Raw genomic sequence first — 17792 nt, 5'->3', positions numbered from 1 at the left:
ACCTTATCCTTACCTCACTTGGTTTGCCGTTGACGGGCACGGTTTCCTGAAGGAGCTCGTATGGATTTGCTATGTACACCAAGGAACAGCCTCTGTCCGCATCAGGGCATTCTTTTTCCGGCGTGGCCAGGAACAAGTGTTGACCGCTATGGCACGCAACGCGCTTTGCACAAGCTGGATTGCGGGAAAGGTTGCTGAAATTGGCGAGTTTGATCATAAGACGGAATCAACTGGCGATTGCCTTGTCGGCGCTGGCGCTCATGGCGGGATGCGAGCGTTCGGACAACGCCGCTCCCCAGCAGGCAGGGACGGAGCGGCGCTTCCCGGTGGCGGTGGCCGCCGTGCAGGAACGCACCTTCGAAGAGCGGGTCACCGTTCAGGGCACCGTGTTGCCGAAGTCGTACGCCATGGTGGCGCCCCGCATGAACGGCGTGGTCACGGACGTGTTTGTCGAGGAAGGGGACCGCGTTGAAGCCGGCCAGACCCCGCTCTTCCAGATAGACAAAGAGGTGGTGACCCAGGCCTACGAAATGGCGCTGCAGGACCTGTCGGTGGCGGAATGTGCGCGCCTGGACGGGGAAGCGCAGGTGGTCGCCGCTCAGGCCCAATACGACAAGGCCAAACTGGACCACGATCGGATTGAACGCCTGTTTGAACAGAACGCGGTTCCCGCCGACGCCTTGGACCAGGTACGGGCGGGTTTCACGGTTTCGGAAGCGCAACTGCAACGCGCCAAGACCGCCGTGAGGCTGTACAGCGAACAAGAAAAGAAAGCGGCCGCCGCGGTGGAGGTCGCTAAGAAGCGCCTCGACGACTCCCTGATTCTCAGTCCGATCAGCGGCTTCATCAGTTATCGCGGCAAGAAGGTCGGCGAATATGGCGAGGCCGGAACCCCCATCATCCGCGTCGCGGATACCAGCGTGCTGGAAGTATCGGCCTTTATGCCCGGAGAATACTATCCGCGCCTGAAAACCGGCGAAACAACCCTGCGCGTAACGGTCAGCGGCATCGACGTGGGAATGCTGCCCATCGCGTACAAGAGCCCGGAAATCAGCGAGCAGTTGCGCACCTTCGAGGTCAAATGCCTGGTAGAAACGCCGCCCGAAGGGGTGGCGCCCGGCGCGATCGCGCAGGTCGATGCCGTGCTCGAAACACGTACGGGGCCGGGCGTCCCGCAGGATGTCATCCAGATGCGGGAAGGCAAATCGATGGTCTTTGTCCTCGACGGTGACAAGGCCAAGGCGGTCGAAATCCACGCCGGGCTTGCCACGGACGGCTGGACCGAAGTGCTCGACGGAGTCCTGGCTGCGGGCACACCCATCATTGTCAAAGGCTACAACCTTGTGAACGACGGCTCTCCCGTGGACGTGGTCGGAGAGGAGAAGTAGATGTCGCTCTCCGGTTTCTCGATCCGCCGTCCGGTGGCTATGAGCTGCCTGTTCATCGGGCTGACTCTGCTCGGGTTCAACGCCTACCGCAAAATGGGTCTCGAACTCATGCCGAAGATAGACCTCCCCTATATCACCATTGTCACGGTCTACCCCGGCGCCACCCCCGAGGAAATCGAGACGGACATCGCCAAGCGCATCGAGGATGAAGTCACTTCCATATCCGGGCTGAAACACGTCACCTCGACCTGCGTCGAGAATATGTGCCAGACCCTCCTCGAGTTCGAGTTGTACGTCAACCAGGACATCGCGGCCACGGACGTGCGCGAGAAGCTCGACCTCATCCGGAACGATTTTCCCCAGGGCGTGGAAGACCCCAAGGTGGTCAAGTACGACATCAACGCCAAGGCCGTCCTCACCATAGCTCTGACCGGAAACAGGTCCATTGATGAGCTCTTCGACTACGCGGACAATGAGCTGCGCGACCGGCTCTCCGTCCTGCCGGGCGTGGCCAGCGTAGAGCTGGAAGGCGGCGCGGAACGCGAGGTCCATATCCTGGCGGACCGCAATAAGCTGGCCGCGCGCGGCCTGACCTCACTTAACCTGGTCCGGGCGATCCAGGAGGGGGTGCGTACCATCCCGTCCGGGCGCATCCGCTCGCACGGCACGGAGTATTCCGTCAAGTTTGACGCCGATTACAAAGAACTCGCCGCCATCGGCGACATAGAAGTAGCCGGCAAGGACGGCCAGCGCACCTATATCAAGGATGTGGCCGAGGTCAGCATGGGCACCGGGGAATTGCGCCAGATCGCTCACGTGGACGGGCGCCAGGCTGTCGCCATCCGAATCATCAAACGGTCGGAAGCCAATGCCGTCAAAGTCATCGACGCCGTTCGCGGCGCCTTGGACCGAATGGGGAATGAACTGCCCGGGGGCACGGAACTGGTGTGGGTTACCGACGACGGCACGTTCACCCGCGCCATGGTCAAGGATGCGTGGGCTAACGTGGGCCAGGGCATATTGCTGACCGGCCTGATCCTTTTTCTTTTCCTGCACAATTTCCGCACGACCCTTATCATAGTCATCACCATGCCGCTGACAATTGTCATCGGCCTCTTCTTCATGCATATGGCCGGGTACACCATTAACGTGCTCACGCTGATTTCACTCGGCATGTCGGTGGGCATCCTGGTGACCAACTCCATTGTGGTGCTGGAAGTCATCGTGAGACACCTCGAAACGGGCCTTTCGCCCGGGGAAGCCGCGAGGGCCGGCGCCGGGGAATCTTTCATTCCGGTACTCGCAAGCGCTGGCACGAATATCGTCGTCCTCTTCCCCCTGGCCATGATGCCGGGCATGGTGGGGTTGTTCGTCGGGCCCTTCGCCATGACCATGGTCATCGTTACCGCTGTGTCCCTCTTCATGTCGTTTACGCTGACGCCCATGCTGGCCGGCTTAATCTTGAGATCCACGAAGAAAACCAGCCGCTCGCCGCTGACCGTCCTGGGAAGGCTCTGGGACCGCGGGTTCGACTTCGTGGCGGACCTGTACAAGAGGCAACTGCAGTTCTTTGAGCGCAACCGCGTCGCCGGCTTGCTTTTCATGGCCGCAATTGTGGCCATCTTCGCACACAGCCTGTTCATCGGCAAGAATCTCGGCTCGTCCATGATCAGGGAACCCGACCGGGGCGAGGCATTCGTGAAGCTGGAATTCCCGACCAGTTACGACCTCGCCCGCACCACCGAAGAAGTCCTCGTTATTGAGGAACGTCTTCGCTCCCTGCCGCACCTGCGCCACATGCTGACCACCATCGGCAAGGTCCAGAGCATGATGGGGCAGACCTCCGAGGGAGTTCACCTCGCCCAAATACTGCTTCGTTTCAACGAACGCACCGAGCGCCCGGAAACCATGGATGACATCCTGAACCTGATTCGTGAACGAGTACAGAATTACCCCGGCGTTATCGCGACGTTGTCCGTTGCCAATATCACCGGCGGCCAGGAATCGGACGTGGAATTCGAGATCTCGGGTCCGGATTTGGCCACGCTGGACCGGCTTGCGCTTGAGGCGCAGACTGCGGCGCAGAACATCCCCGGATTTCGCGACCCCGACACCACGACCCGCCACGGAAAACCTGAGTTGCGTGTCAAGCCAAACCGGGCCGTTCTGGCCGACCTGGGTTTTGCGCCTACCTCGCTCGGCACCGCTTTGCGAGGAAACATCGAAGGTATCACGGCGGGCACCTTCAAGCGCGAGGCGCGAAACTACGACATCGTCGTCAAGTTCGCCGAAGAAGAAGGGAAAGACCAGGTGCGCGACTTCCTTTTCCCCGCCGCACCCGGACGGCCCATGGCCCTGGAAACCCTTGGTGTCGTCGAGGAGTCTCTTGCTCCCGTACAGATCACCCGCGTGGACAAACAGCGCGTATCCAAGTTTTTTGGCAACCTCGCTCCCACGTTGCCTCTGGGAACAGCGACCGCAAGACTGGAGGCCGAATTCATTAAGCAGACCGGCTTGCCACCGGGTTACGCCCTCAGGTTTGCCGGAATCTACGAGGTGATGTCCGAAGGCATGGACGCGCTCCACGAGGCAGGGCTCATCGCGAGCCTGCTGGTGATTCTCATGCTGGCGGCTCTCCTGGAATCCTTCAAGCAGCCGGTGCTCATCCTCGTTACGTTGCCCCTCGGCCTGATCGGCGTATTGTATTCCCTGTACTGCGGCGGGTACAGCATGGGCATTTTCACCATGATGGGAATCGTTATGCTGATCGGCATTGTCGTGAACAATGCCATCCTCATCATGGACCAGTTCAACGCGCACGTCAGCGAAGGCGTTCACCGGCACCAGGCCATGATCAGCGCCGCCCGCGAGGAGTTGCGGCCCATAATCATGATCACCCTTGCCGCCGTGCTCGGCATGCTGCCCCTGGCTTTCGGACGCGGGATCGGCGCCGAACCCCGCAACGACGTCGGCCTGGCCTCGGCCGGCGGCATTCTCATCTCGGGCATATTCACGGTCTACGTGGTACCCATCCTCTACGGTTTTTTCACGCGCAAACCCAAGACGAACAAGAACGGTTCCCCCGCCTCATCCACCGGGGAAGATGCTGCCATGCAGGTTCCCGGCGGCGCCGAATAGCGCTCCGCTATCGGAATGGTTCGGAAACCGAGCGGTCCAGTCATCTCTCCGAGTTACAGAGGTGGTGCGCCCGGGACCGCCCACAGCGTGTCTCATTTTCGATGAGGACCTACTCTACGGCGAGCAGGAAACGGCCGACCCCGTTCTCCGAATGGATGTCGGCCGGATTTGCGTCGTGCTCGGTGTTGGTGCCGAGGTAATAGAACCACCACGTGTTTGGCGCGTCGCCCGGCACCGCGCCGGGGCCAACGTACACGCCTTTGGTGTCGAATTTCGTGCCGAGGTCCACCACCGGCTCACGTCCGTAGCGGGTGAAATGGACGCCGTCGGCGCTCCACGCCAGGTGGCTCCGTACGGTCTGATTCCTGGTGTAGAACGCTGCCGGAAACATCACGTAGAACCGGTCGCCGAGCTTCGTGGCCGCGTTCGAATAGAACTGCATGCCTTCCGGGTCACGTTCATCGTGACTGAGTATCTCAACCGGATCGGGGAAATCCCCAAAATGGTCCGACTCGGTGTACCCGACAACACGCACGCCGCCCCATCCCCCCCGCCATATCCGCGTGTACAGGCGGTAGGCGCCGCCGTCCGGAATGCACGTCGTCGTAGTGTCAGAATTCCTGGGGCTGAGCGGCTTCGGAATCAGCGCCCACTGCATGCCGTCGGCCGATGTTGCCCCGAACACCTGCCAGGCCTGTTCCCCTTCGTGGAAGCGCTGCCAAATCATCTTGTACTTCTCAGCGGCGCTCTTCCCTTCGTCCACGAAGACGTACGAGAACGCAAACCCGCCTGCCTGCGGACCTGACAAGAGTATGTTGTTGTTTTTGTTGCCCCCGTATTCCACGAGCCCGAGAACGGGCTTGGTCCAATGAACCCCGTCCGGAGACTCCGCGTAACACAGATATGCGTCATCGTCGCGCTTATAGTTGCGGTCATACGCGCCGTACCACATGCGCCAGCGCTCGCCCTCGCGAAGCACGGTCCCGCCGTTGACACAATAATCTTCCCACGGCTTGTCCGCCCATAGCAGCGGCTCCACGGTACGTTCGCGGATATGAAACACCGGCGCTCTATCTTCCACGCCATTTTCCGGCGCGCTGCCGGGGCCTGGCTCCGCAGAGGCAACCAGACAGAAAACAGCCCCCATCAGAGCAACACACGCGTCAGACATTGTCAGCCTCCTGAGGAATGGAACGACAATACCATGAAACAAGGACCGCGCCAAACAAGCACGCGCCGCTGTGGATAGTGCTCCGGCCGGTTGGCCGGCGTTCTAGGGGCGCCTGGCGCAAAGGGATTTCTCCAGCCAATCGCATCCGAGCTCGAAGGCGGCGCGTTGCAGGTCATGCGTGGGCCGCGGCGTCTCAAAAAGCTTGATCATCAGCCTCTCGGGATTGGCGGCGTACAGGGGGCGAAGCTTCTCGTACAGTTCCTGGACTACCTGCCGGGGCATGCTCGGATCATCGAAGTTTCCGATCAGCGCGAGAGCTTTGGGCGGGATGTTCTGGTACGAGTAGATAGGGTCCTCTTGTTGAATTTCCTCCCTGAGCCCGGGGTTTTCACTCAGCGCCTTGTTCATCAACACTCCGTCTCCCCGCAAGTGTGTCAGTTTGACGAAATCGGGGCCAGCCTTCCAGGCCACAACCGCCTCGAGCCGGTCGTCCCGGCAGGCCGCCATGAGCGAGATGATCCCGCCGCCGGACTTGCCGGCTACTCCGATGTTCGCGGGGTCGACGTCTTCGCGGCCAGCCAGGTGGTCGATCACCTGAGATACATCGCGTGCGGTCTCGGCATAACCATGAATCAAGGCGGCTATCGGGTCCCTCTGGGCAAGTTCGGCACGAGCCGGTTCGTACCGGTCCCCCGCCCACCACGCATCAATCGCAACGACGAGCATGCCCGATTGTGCGAGCCTGTAGGGAATGTAATCGAACAGTGGGATGAACCATTCTCCTTTGTATTGTGGTTTCGCGGTGGCGATCACATCCGGCATGCCTCCGCCGTGGATCAGAATCACCGCGGGTCTTCGCTGGGTAGGGGGTGGGTCGGCGGACAGGACATAGGCCCATATTCCGCGGTCGCCGATACGGTCCTTGGTCAAGGTGTAGCCGGATTTCGCCACGGGTTCCGGATAATACGCCGTGTTGAGGCCCCCGGCAGGGCCTTCATTTACGGGCTCTATGGCCAAGAGTATCATCGCCACTACACCCAGGAGAATCGCGGCAGCCACCCAGACCGCCCGCCCTTGCAGCAGCTTCACGCTGATACCTCCTCTACGCGCTTTTGCGCCTGTCTCCCGCCGTTCCGGCGCATGGCCTCAGACCGGCTCTCGTGCGGTCAGGCGCCTGAAACCACACGCGATGCCCGCTATCGCCATGAGGCCTGCGGCCGCGGTGAAAGCCAGCGCGGCGGGAAACGGCCCCAATCGCTCTTGCACAATCGTGGAGAAAGCCAACCAGACCGCCAGCGACGCGCCCGCGGATGCCGCCCCGACCGCGAGCCCGAGGAAAGGCTTGGCCAGTCGAGCCGACGCAAGCCAGGCAGCCCCGAAGCAAATCAATGGGGCGCCAACAGCCGGCAGGGCGAACAAGAGCGACGCTTCCTGCCATAAGAGCAGAGACCATGTCATCTCAGAGAAGCTGCCGGGCTCACCGAGCGGAGCCGGGAGGAACGCTGCGCTATGAAGAAGCACGGACAAGCCTGCGTTGACGCCAAGAATCGTCACGGCCGGGGCCGCCGCCGCAATCAGTTTGCTCGCAGCAGCCCGGGCTCGTGTTATAGGCAGAGCGTCGAGAAAGCGGTCCGTCTGGGTTCTTCGCTCAACCGCGATGAGATAGCCTCCCCAGATAGCGAAGACCGGGCAACACAGCCAGAGACTCTGTGTGCTCGCCAGCGCAAATGTCTTTGCAGGTTCGCTTGCAGACAGAACCGAACAGCCTGCGAACACATAAGGCATCACGACAAGTGCCGTGCCTGCCACGAACGGCGGCCTCATCAGATGCCAGTCCTTCCACGCCAACGCATGAAAGGCGTCTGCCCGGCGCCGCGAGCCGGTGCTGCTTGGGGCGGCAGGCCGTTCCCGCCAGCGGGTTGCGGAGCGGGCAAATGACTTCGGCGCGGGGACAAACGGCATACCGTCTCGAAGAAGGAACAAGCCGCTGCCCAGGATGAAGCCGGCAATTCCCAGCAGCGCGGCAATTGGCGGAAAGCCTCCAGCGTATGCGGTACTGTCATTCGCAATGAAAACTCCGGCGCAAACACGGAAGACGAGCAAGAGAAGCCCACAGGAAAGCAGTCCGCTCAAGGCCGCCGCGACGGGCCGGGCCATAACCGCGGACCAGAACCACGAGAGTCCCAATGCCATCAGCGAAAGTGAGGCGATTGCGGGCATACTTGCTGCGCCGACGAGTTTCTCGCGATAGCCCACCATGCCAAAGGGCACAATCGCGTGCACAACGCCCGCGTTCGCGATCCATAGGCTCTCGAAAACAATCAACGTCACAATCGCTTTGCTGAACAAGACGTCCTGGGGCCGCGCGGGCAACGACATGAGGAAACGAAAGGACCCGTCTTCTTGTTCGGAGGCAAAGGCGTTTCCACCCAGGAGCGCCCCTGTCAGCAGCAGGAGCCATTGGCTGAAATGGGCCCCAGCGAGGATCGCCTCGGCCCACGGGAACGCACCCGGCGCCATGGTGTATGCAAGCGCAAGCATGCACAATACGGGAGCTATACCGAGGATTGCGGCCGCAAGAAGCACCGGGGCCGTCAGGCGCAAATCCTTCCAGATGAGCCACGGGATCATGGTTGCTCGTTTCCCCGGACAAAATCCTTGAAGATCTCCTCCAAGCCCATGTCGAGCACGCGGCTCTGTACGGCCGTATTCTTGGCGTGAAGTTCCTCCATCGTGCTGTCGGAGAAGCCGTGCACGGTCAACGACCAGTTGTTGCCGCGGAGGCATTGCCAAACCGTTCCCGCGGGCGGGACCGGCGACCCGTGCGTCTCCGTCAACGTCACTTCAATGCGTTTCGTCAGTCTGACGAGTTCGGCACGCGGACTCGTAATCAGCAGCCGCCCCTGGCTGAGGATGCCTATGGTGTCCGCCACTTTGTCGACATCGCTGAGGATGTGGCTCGAGAACAGGACGGTTCGCCCGTCCTCTTTCATACGTTCGAGTATGCTCTCATTGAATTCCTCGCGGATCAAAGGGTCTAATCCGGAGGTGGGCTCGTCAAGGATCAGAATGCGAGGTTCGTGTGCCAGCGCGAGAAGCAACGCCAGCTTCGTCACCATGCCGTGGGAAAGGTGTTTGACCTTCTTTCCGGTATCCAGGTCATACCTGTTCAACAGTCTATCGCACAGGGCGTCGTTCCACGTCGCATAGAACGCTCTCGTGAACCGAATGACCTCGCCGACGGTCATCCAGGCGTAGATATAGTGGCGTTCCGGCACGTAGCCGGCCTCGGCGCGTATCGAGCGGGCCTCTCGCGCCACGTCTTTCCCCAAAACGGTCGCGCGTCCCGATGTGGGAGATGTCAGGCCGAGCAGCATTTGGATCGTCGTGCTTTTCCCGGCCCCGTTAGGTCCCAGCAGGCCAAACGCGCATCCGGAGGCTACCGACAGGTCGAGTCCTGCTACGGCTGCATGTTCTCCGTAGTACTTGGTGAGCTCGGACGTTTGAATGGCAAAGTCTTCGTCCATGCTTGTGGCATTTCCTCCCGCAACGTCAGGATGCGAGGTGTTCAGCAAATCATACTACCGCAAAGTCATCCCTGAGCCATTTTTATTCTCGTCAGACAGGCGCAACGGTGATGGTTCGCGTTTGACGAACAGCTCCGGTCGACTGGTTCTGACATCATGATTGGGTGACGCAGCCAGTACTCTTGCGCCCACAGATTTGAGGCCGGCCTCTATACGCGCAGGAACATCTTCCGCTTGTACAGAAAACGTGCGAACAAGATCACAAAGAGAATACCGGCCGCGACAACCAGCAACTCCCCGTATTTGCCGAACAGGGCGGCAACCGGCCCTCCCACGACCCGTTCGCCCATGCTGTCGAAGCGGACAAATTCGGTCGCCATGTAGATGATGAGGGGATTGGCGCCAATCCAGATGAACGGCTCCGCCCACGTTCGGTACTTCCAGACGTCGACCACGAGGTAGAAGAACCCCAAAAGAAGAGCGCTGTACCCTCCGGCAACAAGAACGTAGGAGGAGGTCCACAGCGATTTGATTACGGGAAGCTGCAGACCCCAAAGGTAGCCCGCGACGGTCAGAACCACGCCTGAGGCCAGCAAGTAACGCACTTTTGTGTCCTGGGGCGTCTCTTTACTTGCTATCAGCAGACCCGCAAACACTCCCAGGATACAGGAGCCAACGGCGGGAATGGTGCTCAGCAAGCCTTCCGGGTCCCAGGTCCGCCCCTGCTCTTGAAACGGCAAGAACTTGTAGTCGAACCAGTTGACGATGTTCTCTTTCCTGGCGAAGGTCGGTTCCTCCCTGCCAGGGGCGGGGACAAACGTCAACAACGCCCAATATCCGGCCAGTATGACGACCAGTGCGATGACCAGCCCCTTCCGCTTCACATGAACATACAGAAGGGAAGTGAACAGATAGCACCAGGCGATGCGCTGCAGCACGCCGCTGAAAGGGCTCTCGTGTGCCATGTTCGCAATGCCCATGTCACGGAACGCGCCTAGCAGGAACAGAAGCATGAAGCGGCGGAAGATCCGAATGTGCGCGCCCCACATGCCTTCCCGCTCGATTAACTTGCCCATGCTGAACACGATGCCCATTCCAACCAGAAAGACGAACAGCGGGAAGATCAAATCGTAAAAGACGAACCCCTCCCACGGCACATGATGCAGCTGATGCGCAAAGAAGCTTGCAACAGGCGAGTCACTGAGCTTGCCGAGCGCGCGGAACAATTCATCGGTGCCGACGATCCAGAACATGTCAAACCCGCGGAGGGCATCCACCGACATGATACGCTCGGTCAGTGTGGCCGCGGGTTGGGTCTTCTCGCGTTCTTCGTTCATGCCAGCCCCTCTCTTCCGCCGCACACAGGTCGGCCCTCGATCGTGGCGGCCGGATTCGAACTTGGGTCCCCATATAAGATTGCGCCTTGTCTAGATTACCAAAATCAGGGCCTTTGTAGTGCATTTCTTTTTGATTCTTTGCTCACGGCCGGGGATATCTGGACAACTGCGTCCAATCGCGGCTCTGATCTCCCGCGCCGCCACACGGGATGATGGAGAAAAGTGAAGTGCCCTTCTCACATCCCCGGGCAGCGGGGGACGGAACCTCGCCCAGGCTTGCCTCTGCTGACGAGGTTAAAATGGAAGCGTGCCGGCGATGGCTTCGGCAATCCGGGCACCCGGGCATATCCATCGCGAATCTCATCAAATCCCTTGAATCGCATGCCGCATAAGTCTTTGCCAGTCAATGGGTAAGAGTATCTCGCCCTGGCGGTTCCCGCCCGCCTTTCCGAGCTACGAGGTGCGCTGAGGAATCCGGATGGTCTAGAATACTGACTGGCATTGCTGGCCAACTGCACGGAATCCCGTGCCCGCGTATGGCGCAAGCGGCCGTATGTTTGATTGAGGATGCGGGTATGTACCGTCCTGGAAAGTTCCTCTCGACGTGTCTTGTGCTCTCGACAACTCTATTCCTTATCTTTACCGCGGGCTGTGCCGGCGTCAGCAAACAGCTCGAGCCACACCCGATGCAGCCGCAGGCGCCGAACCTTTCGCCGCCTTTGTTCGCGCTCCGGGAGATGGATATGCATCTCCATGCCGGACTCGAGCGTACTGCACCTTTGGACCAATGGATCGATGCCGCCGTGGCCGACGGCCGCAAAGTCGTGATTGCGCTCGACCACCGCGAACTGTACGACATGTCGGCGGAGGAGTATGAGGCGTGGCTGGCGGAGAACAAGTTTCCCAAATGGTATCCCATGGGGGCTGCCGGGAAGCAGGTCTTGATGGACGATTTGGCCCTTCTGCGGAAGCGGAAAGACGTCACCGTGTTCCGCGGCTGGGAGATCTGGGAAGGCGAATTGGACGAAGGTCTTGACCCGGACGCCATGCGTCTTGCCGAGGTCATCGGCTGGCACATTTCGTCCAATGGCGACCCTCCCCCCTCCGGCGAGATGCTTCTGAAGCGGGTGCGGCAAATCCTGCAGGTCCAAGAGGAATTCCCCGTGCCGATGATCGTGTTTCACCCTTTCACGGCCGGCATCTCGCGCGTTCAGAAGGACGCGCGGAAGGCAGGGAAGGACCCCGCGAGCCTCACCGCCGAGGACTACCGCTTCTTCGGCCCGGGCGAACAAGATGAACTGGCGCTATTGCTGCGGGGAAAGCCCGTCTATATCGAGATCTCGCAAGGCCAGGCGCGCTGCATGGAGAATCCGGCGATGCGGGCAGCGCTGATTGCCGATATCAAGCCGCTTGCCGCTGCGGGCGTCCAATTCACCGTGTCTACTGACGCGCACGGCTTCGAGAGTTTACGACACCGCTTCGAACCCGAGGTTTATTGCGCGCCCATCGGCGTGACTCCCCAGAATACTAACGGCGTCGTGCGGGAGCTTTTGGCCCGTCGCGCGGCGGCCGACAGAGCGAACCGGCAGGCATCGCCACGCCGTTAAGGGCGTCGTGCCGGCTCAGGAGCGAGCGGGGGTACGAGTCCGATACCTCGGAGGGACATGGTTCTGACCGCGTTGGCGGCCTGCTGACGGGAGGGTCCGTGCCGATGCGATGGTCACTTGCTGCCGCCGTCTTCATCGGCGGCTTGCCGGGGATGGCGGCGCCCGAAACGCCCCCAAGCGCGGGCGGCATCACGGTGCCGGCTGAGACTTCCGTACCTTTCACGTATTGCATCTCGTATCTGCCCCATCCGGAGACGGGGTCTTTTCTCGAAGAGCTGAAGAAGAGCCCGCCGGACCTGTTCCATCTGGGCTACCATATTCCATTCAAAGGGGCCCTGGGACCTGCATACGGCCACGAACTCTACACAAACGATATCCTTCCGCCGGACCGCCTCCCGCTGGAAGTCGAACGAATCCATACCATCATCCAACGCATGCGGGAAGCCGGGGTGGCGCGCCTCATTCCCTACGTGTATACGATGGCGTTCTTTGGCAATGCGGAGGAACGAACTGGTTTCTTCCGCTTCTACGACCGGTGGGACGACTACCGGGAATTTGGTCTGGGTCCAAGACCCGAGGCCGACCCGACTCTATGGTCTCAACAACGGGGACCGGAGCCGTTGGGAGGCGCACCCCCGAACGTCTTTCACTACAATCCCTGTGTCAACCAGCCTCCGTGGTGCGAGTACCTGGACCTCGTCGTGCGGCAGCTGGCCGGCGCAGGCTACGATGGCATGTTCTGTGACGTGAATACGGAGTACTGCTACTGTCCGCACTGTCAGGAGTTGTTCGACATCTACCTCTTGGGCAAGTACGGGCGAACGGGTCTCCGGCGCTTCTTCGGTACCGATGATTTCCGGCTGTTGAACCTCTCCACCATCTACCGAGACTTCGAGGCCGCCATCCTTCCGGGGTTCCAGGCTTACATCAGACAGCGCACCACGAAGGACGAGGTGTCGGACTTCCTGGGGACCATTGACCTCAGTAAAGTGAAGTTGGCGGACGACTGGCGGTTGTTGCGATGTTACATGCAAGGCTCTTTTGGCGAGTTGCCCCCTCCCAATGACATCGCGTCCTATCTGCGAAAGCGGTTCGAGGCCGAACACGCCACGGAAGTTGCCAGCGAGTTCAAGGGCGAGCTGACGCAGACGGCCCTGCGGTGGTACTTCCGGCAATACCTGGACAGTCCGGAGCTGAAGGCTGTGCTGAAGAGCCGGTTCGGTTCCGACGATATCCGGCGCCGGTGCTGCGGCACCCCCAAGGACCTGTTGCTGTGGGTGGAAACGCAACGGTTCTGGTGCGACAGCATGGCCAGACTGCTCGCCCGCCTGAAAAATGACGGCGGTACGGTCCTCGCATCTCAGGGGCGGCACGACGCTTTTTGCACCGTCTCCAATCTCGGTTCGATGGCCACGGTGGACGGACTGAACAAGCGAAGAGTGGACGGGATCGACCTCGTGCGCTGGGCGCGAGTGACGGATCTCCAGATGTTCGAGGAGATGCAGCAACCCGGCTCCCTCGAAAGCGGCGTCATCCTCTCGAACATTTTCGCCTTCCGATGGGCTGCGGCCGCCGGCACACGGGCGGGCACGCTGCTGTACCGGGTAGCCGACGACCGGGCGGCCGACCTGGCCGAGGCGGAAGTCGCCGCGGGAGGCGGCGGAGCGTTTATCCAGCCAGCGCTGGCTGCCCCGGAATCGCGGCACCGGTGGAGTGGTTTCTTTGCCGGCCACGCAGACCTATGGGACGGAGGCACGTCGTGGGCGCGCATGGGGGTGCTGTTCTGGAATGACCAGATCTTCTATGAAAGCCCCGAGCACTTGTCCATGGTACATCGGCTGGTGAATATTCTTTCAGAAACCCAGGTTCCCTTTGATCTGATAACGCAAGAAGGGCTGTACACGTTGCCGCGGTACGACGCCGTCATGGCGCCCTGCCTGCGTTACCTGGATACCACGCAGATTGACCAATTGATAAATTACGCCCGGATGGGTGGACATCTTGTCATCATCGAACCGTTCGGCACGTCGGATTTGTACGCCCAGCCGCGCTCGCCGGACCCGCTCGCACATGTCTGCCCCGTTGCGGCCCCGGAACCCGCCTCCTATGGGAAAGGACGGGTGCTTCGGCTGGCCGCGTGCATGGTCCCGGAGCGCAGCTCGGAGTTTTGGAGATTGATGGAGGAACGGGCGAACGATTTCCCGCGTGCGCAAGAAACCCTGAACCAGGCCCGCCGGGAGGAATCGGCGCGCGGCGCCGACATGGGGCAAGACTTCATAGGGCGTCTGGAACAGGCGATGGGCGTACCGTTGCGCTGGTGCCCGCCCACGACCGGCCCGCGCGTTTATATTCACGCCTACCATCTTCCGGCGAAGCCGGGACGTCCGGAGCGGCTTGTGGTACATGCCGTGAACTACGGGGTTCCAATAGTCCCCGCTACGCGCGGGGCCCGAGGCCCTGGGAATTCAGGCGCCACAAAGGCAGGGCGTCCTGCGGCTGTGCATCGCCTCCAGATCAGCGTTCCGCTGCCGCCAGCGAGGACGGTCGCGGCGATCGAAGCGTTGAGTCCTACGGAACAGGCCGGTATAGCGGGCTGGTCGCAGACAGACGACAGGGTCACTCTCACCCTCGATCGGCTGAAGATCTATGCAGCGGGCGTCATCGCACTCGAATAGACGCAGACTTATCGGAGGCAGAGGGACGTAAAACTGTCCTGTGCGCCGTGCAGCGTTGCGGGCTGACTCTCGGTCTGCCGACACCGGCGTTATGGGGCAGGCGACAGTTGCAGATGGCGGGAGCATTGGCCGGTTGGGGATTTCGGAGTATGCCGCCCCTAAGGAAAGGGCGGCGCGAGGCCCGGCGCTCATACCGGTGCTATCGCCTGCCGGCGCGGCTGCCTTGATTGCATCCGCCGGTTTGTGCACCATTGTTCACAGTAGCAAGATGAATTGGAAAACTGCTCCCGAAACGTGAGACGCATTGCATGGGCTTGAACACCTGGGAAAAGGTGTTTCGAGGGGTGTAGCAATGGTGGGATGGGGAGTTCTACCCGGTCTGGTGTCTTGCTGGCGGGCGCGTCGCGCTGCAGTCGGGTCTGCTGCAAAAACCCGGCATCCCTGCCTCTTCGTATCCCACGGCGCCAACCGGGTAACGCCCCGGAAGGTCCTGACACGCCGGGCCAGGGCGGCATGCATCCTGGCGCTATGTCTGCTATTCATGGCGTCATGGACGGCCGAAGCTTCGGAGGAGGCTCCACTGCCGAATGGGGACGGCGTCACTGCCGCGGCTTCGTACGGCCTTCACCGCATGATCATAGCGACCATTTGCGCCCTGTTTGCCGTACTGAACGCGGCCCTGTATGCGAGTTACCCCAAGCGAAAAGAGAATCTGTTTTACTGCCTTGGCCTCGCGTCGGCCCTTGCGGCCATTGTTGCACTTCATGCGAGCGAGCTATCGAAATCCCCGGCGTTCCACGCCACGTTCTTGCATTTGTACGGCGTCCTTGCGACCACTACGGCCGTTCTCGGGCTTGCCCTGCTCCAGATCATAGGACGGAACGCCGTTTCCCCTGGCTCTCTGGCCGGATTCGCGATTCTGGGCGCGGCCGCGTTGCCCTTTGAATGGCTGACCGGATACAGAACGATGTTTTTCGTTTGGATCATCGCTTTCGAGTACTTTCGTCAGTTTGTGATGTTTGTATCTCCGCGCCGCAAGCGCGACTGGATGCTATGGACCGCGCTGGTCTGTTTCCTGATTGGGCTGGTCCTGGGCGCCTTGGACGATCTCGGGGTATTCAGGATGGGCCCCTTGACCGAGTACGCCGCGTGGTACGGCTTCTGCGCCTTCATGATCTTTACCACGTTTATGTTCGCGCGCGAATTTGGCGCCATCGCGATATCGCTTGAGAACCTTGCGGCCACCCTCGAACAGCGCGTGGCCATGCGGACCGATGAACTGTCTGCCGCCAATGCGGAACTCCAGGAGGAGGTCCGCGAGCGAAGGCGGGCCCAGGAAACCCTGGTGGCTCACGAACGCCGGCTCGAGGCCGTTTACGAAGGAACGTGGGACGCGGTCTGGCTGCTGTCGAAGGAGGGGGTGATAGACTGCAACCGCCGCACCTTGGAAATGTTCGGGTACGCAACCAAAGAAGATTTCGCCCGCGCCTATCCGGCCGCGCTCTCGCCCGAATTCCAAGCCGACGGCCAGGAAACCCGAGCCCTGCGTGCCGCCGTTATCCAGTCGGCCATCGAGACGGGTCACCGCACTTTCGCATGGACGCACCGGCGCGCCAACGGCGAGCTGTTTCCCGCCGAAGTCCTTCTGTCCGCGTTCGAATATGAAGGAAGGATGGTGTGGCAGGCCACCATTCGGGATATGACGGAGCGCAAACGCATGGAGACGGCGTTGCGCGAGTCCGAGCAGCGCATGGCCGACATCATCAATTCGCTTCCGGATCCCACTTTTGTCATCGATTCCCAGCATCGCGTCATCGCCTGGAATCGGGCTATTGAAGAGCAGACCGGCGTCAAGCGTGAGGATATGCTCGGCAAAGGCAACTACGAATACTCCTTGCCCTACCACGGAGACCGGCGCCCCTTGTTGGTGGATCAGATTGTGGACTCGAATCTGGTCACCCCGACCGAATACGACGGGCGGAAAGTGGTTGGAGACACGCAAACCGCCGAAGCCTTTGCCCCCCACATGGGCAGCGGGCGATACTTCTGGTTGTCCGCGACGGCCCTGCGGGATTCCCAAGGCCACATGGTGGGCGCGCTGGAGTCCATCCGTGATATCACCGAACGCAAGAAAGCGGAAGAGGAACTCAAGCTGCGAAACGTGCTGCTTTCGACGCAACAGGAAGTCACGATCGACGGCATCCTTGTGGTGGATGAAAACGGCAAGATCCTTTCCTTCAACCGGCGTTTTGTCGAGATGTGGGGCATCCCTTCCGACGTAATCGAGTCGCGATCAGACGAGCGCGCATTGGAGTCCGTATTGTCCAAGCTGGTGGAGCCTCAGCAGTTCATTAACAAGGTGAAATACCTCTATGAACACCGGCAGGAGACCAGCCGGGACGAAATCGCCTTGGTGGACGGTAGGACGTTTGACCGGTATTCCGGCCCGATGCTGGGCGCTGATGGCCGCTATTACGGAAGGGTGTGGTATTTTCGAGATATCAGCGAGCGCAAGGAGATGGAACGGAATCTCAGCCGGGCAAAGGAAGCTGCCGAGGCGGCCAGCCGCGCCAAGGGCGGATTCCTGGCGAACATGTCGCACGAGATTCGGACGCCTTTGAACGCGATTCTGGGCTTCTCGCAACTGATGTTGCGTGATTCGGACCTCACCGCCCAGCAGCGGGAACATTTAGACATCATCAATCGCAGCGGCGAACATTTGCTGGCCCTGATCAACGACATTCTGGAGATGTCCAAGATCGAGGCCGGCCGCGCCACGCTCAATCCCGTCACCTTCGACTTGCATGCGCTGCTCTCGGATCTTCAGGCGATGCTCCGAGTGCGGACCGAGCCAAAGGGCCTGTCACTGTCACTGTCCGTCGCCGCTGACATGCCCCGATATATCGTAACCGACGAGGGCAAGCTGCGGCAGGTGCTGATCAACCTGCT

The 17792-nt window shown here is 60.8% G+C and carries 11 protein-coding genes; 5 read left to right on the top strand and 6 right to left on the bottom strand.

The features are described 5' to 3' along the window. On the bottom strand, positions 1 to 217 hold a 217-nt coding region (locus PLJ71_18995), incomplete at its 3' end, for a hypothetical protein (protein ID HQM50779.1). Here PLJ71_18995 and PLJ71_18990 point away from each other — a divergent pair. Then, the gene (locus PLJ71_18990; protein ID HQM50778.1) at positions 210 to 1388 is read left to right on the top strand and encodes an efflux RND transporter periplasmic adaptor subunit; all 1179 of its coding nucleotides are present in this window, start codon (positions 210 to 212) and stop codon (positions 1386 to 1388) included. The genes PLJ71_18995 and PLJ71_18990 overlap by 8 nt on opposite strands. Beyond that, positions 1389 to 4526, top strand: a complete 3138-nt coding sequence (locus PLJ71_18985; GenBank protein HQM50777.1) for an efflux RND transporter permease subunit — start codon at positions 1389 to 1391, stop codon at positions 4524 to 4526. Positions 4527 to 4635: 109 nt separating this feature from the next. Here the strand turns inward: PLJ71_18985 and PLJ71_18980 are convergent, their stop codons facing one another. The 5 genes from PLJ71_18980 to PLJ71_18960 form a co-directional block, all read right to left on the bottom strand. Beyond that, positions 4636 to 5697 carry a hypothetical protein gene (locus PLJ71_18980; GenBank protein HQM50776.1) on the bottom strand — a complete coding sequence of 354 codons (1062 nt, stop codon included), beginning with the start codon at positions 5695 to 5697 and terminating at the stop codon, positions 4636 to 4638. Positions 5698 to 5799: 102 nt separating this feature from the next. Beyond that, positions 5800 to 6786: a prolyl oligopeptidase family serine peptidase gene (locus PLJ71_18975; protein ID HQM50775.1), complete on the bottom strand. Its 987-nt coding sequence runs from the start codon at positions 6784 to 6786 to the stop codon at positions 5800 to 5802. 57 nt (positions 6787 to 6843) lie between these two features. After that, on the bottom strand, positions 6844 to 8328 hold the full coding sequence (locus PLJ71_18970; GenBank protein ID HQM50774.1) for an ABC transporter permease subunit: 1485 nt from the start codon (positions 8326 to 8328) through the stop codon (positions 6844 to 6846). Further along, positions 8325 to 9224 carry an ABC transporter ATP-binding protein gene (locus tag PLJ71_18965; protein HQM50773.1) on the bottom strand — a complete coding sequence of 300 codons (900 nt, stop codon included), beginning with the start codon at positions 9222 to 9224 and terminating at the stop codon, positions 8325 to 8327. The genes PLJ71_18970 and PLJ71_18965 overlap by 4 nt, the downstream gene beginning before the upstream one ends. 209 nt (positions 9225 to 9433) lie before the next feature. Beyond that, positions 9434 to 10561, bottom strand: coding sequence for a heparan-alpha-glucosaminide N-acetyltransferase domain-containing protein (locus PLJ71_18960; protein HQM50772.1), 1128 nt, complete (start codon positions 10559 to 10561; stop codon positions 9434 to 9436). A 575-nt stretch (positions 10562 to 11136) separates the two neighbouring features. Between PLJ71_18960 and PLJ71_18955 the strand changes: the two genes are divergently transcribed. From PLJ71_18955 to PLJ71_18945, 3 genes are all read left to right on the top strand, one after another. Next, the gene (locus PLJ71_18955) at positions 11137 to 12168 is read left to right on the top strand and encodes a hypothetical protein (GenBank protein ID HQM50771.1); all 1032 of its coding nucleotides are present in this window, start codon (positions 11137 to 11139) and stop codon (positions 12166 to 12168) included. Positions 12169 to 12272: 104 nt separating this feature from the next. After that, on the top strand, positions 12273 to 14843 hold the full coding sequence (locus PLJ71_18950) for a hypothetical protein (protein HQM50770.1): 2571 nt from the start codon (positions 12273 to 12275) through the stop codon (positions 14841 to 14843). A 631-nt stretch (positions 14844 to 15474) separates the two neighbouring features. After that, positions 15475 to 17792, top strand: a 2318-nt coding sequence (locus tag PLJ71_18945) for a PAS domain S-box protein (GenBank protein ID HQM50769.1), incomplete at its 3' end; no start/stop codon positions are given.

This window comes from Candidatus Hydrogenedentota bacterium (assembly GCA_035416745.1).
Classification (GTDB): Bacteria; Hydrogenedentota; Hydrogenedentia; order Hydrogenedentales; family SLHB01; genus UBA2224.
Note: the sequence above shows the minus strand (reverse complement) of the source record. Positions and strands in the feature narration are given on the sequence as shown.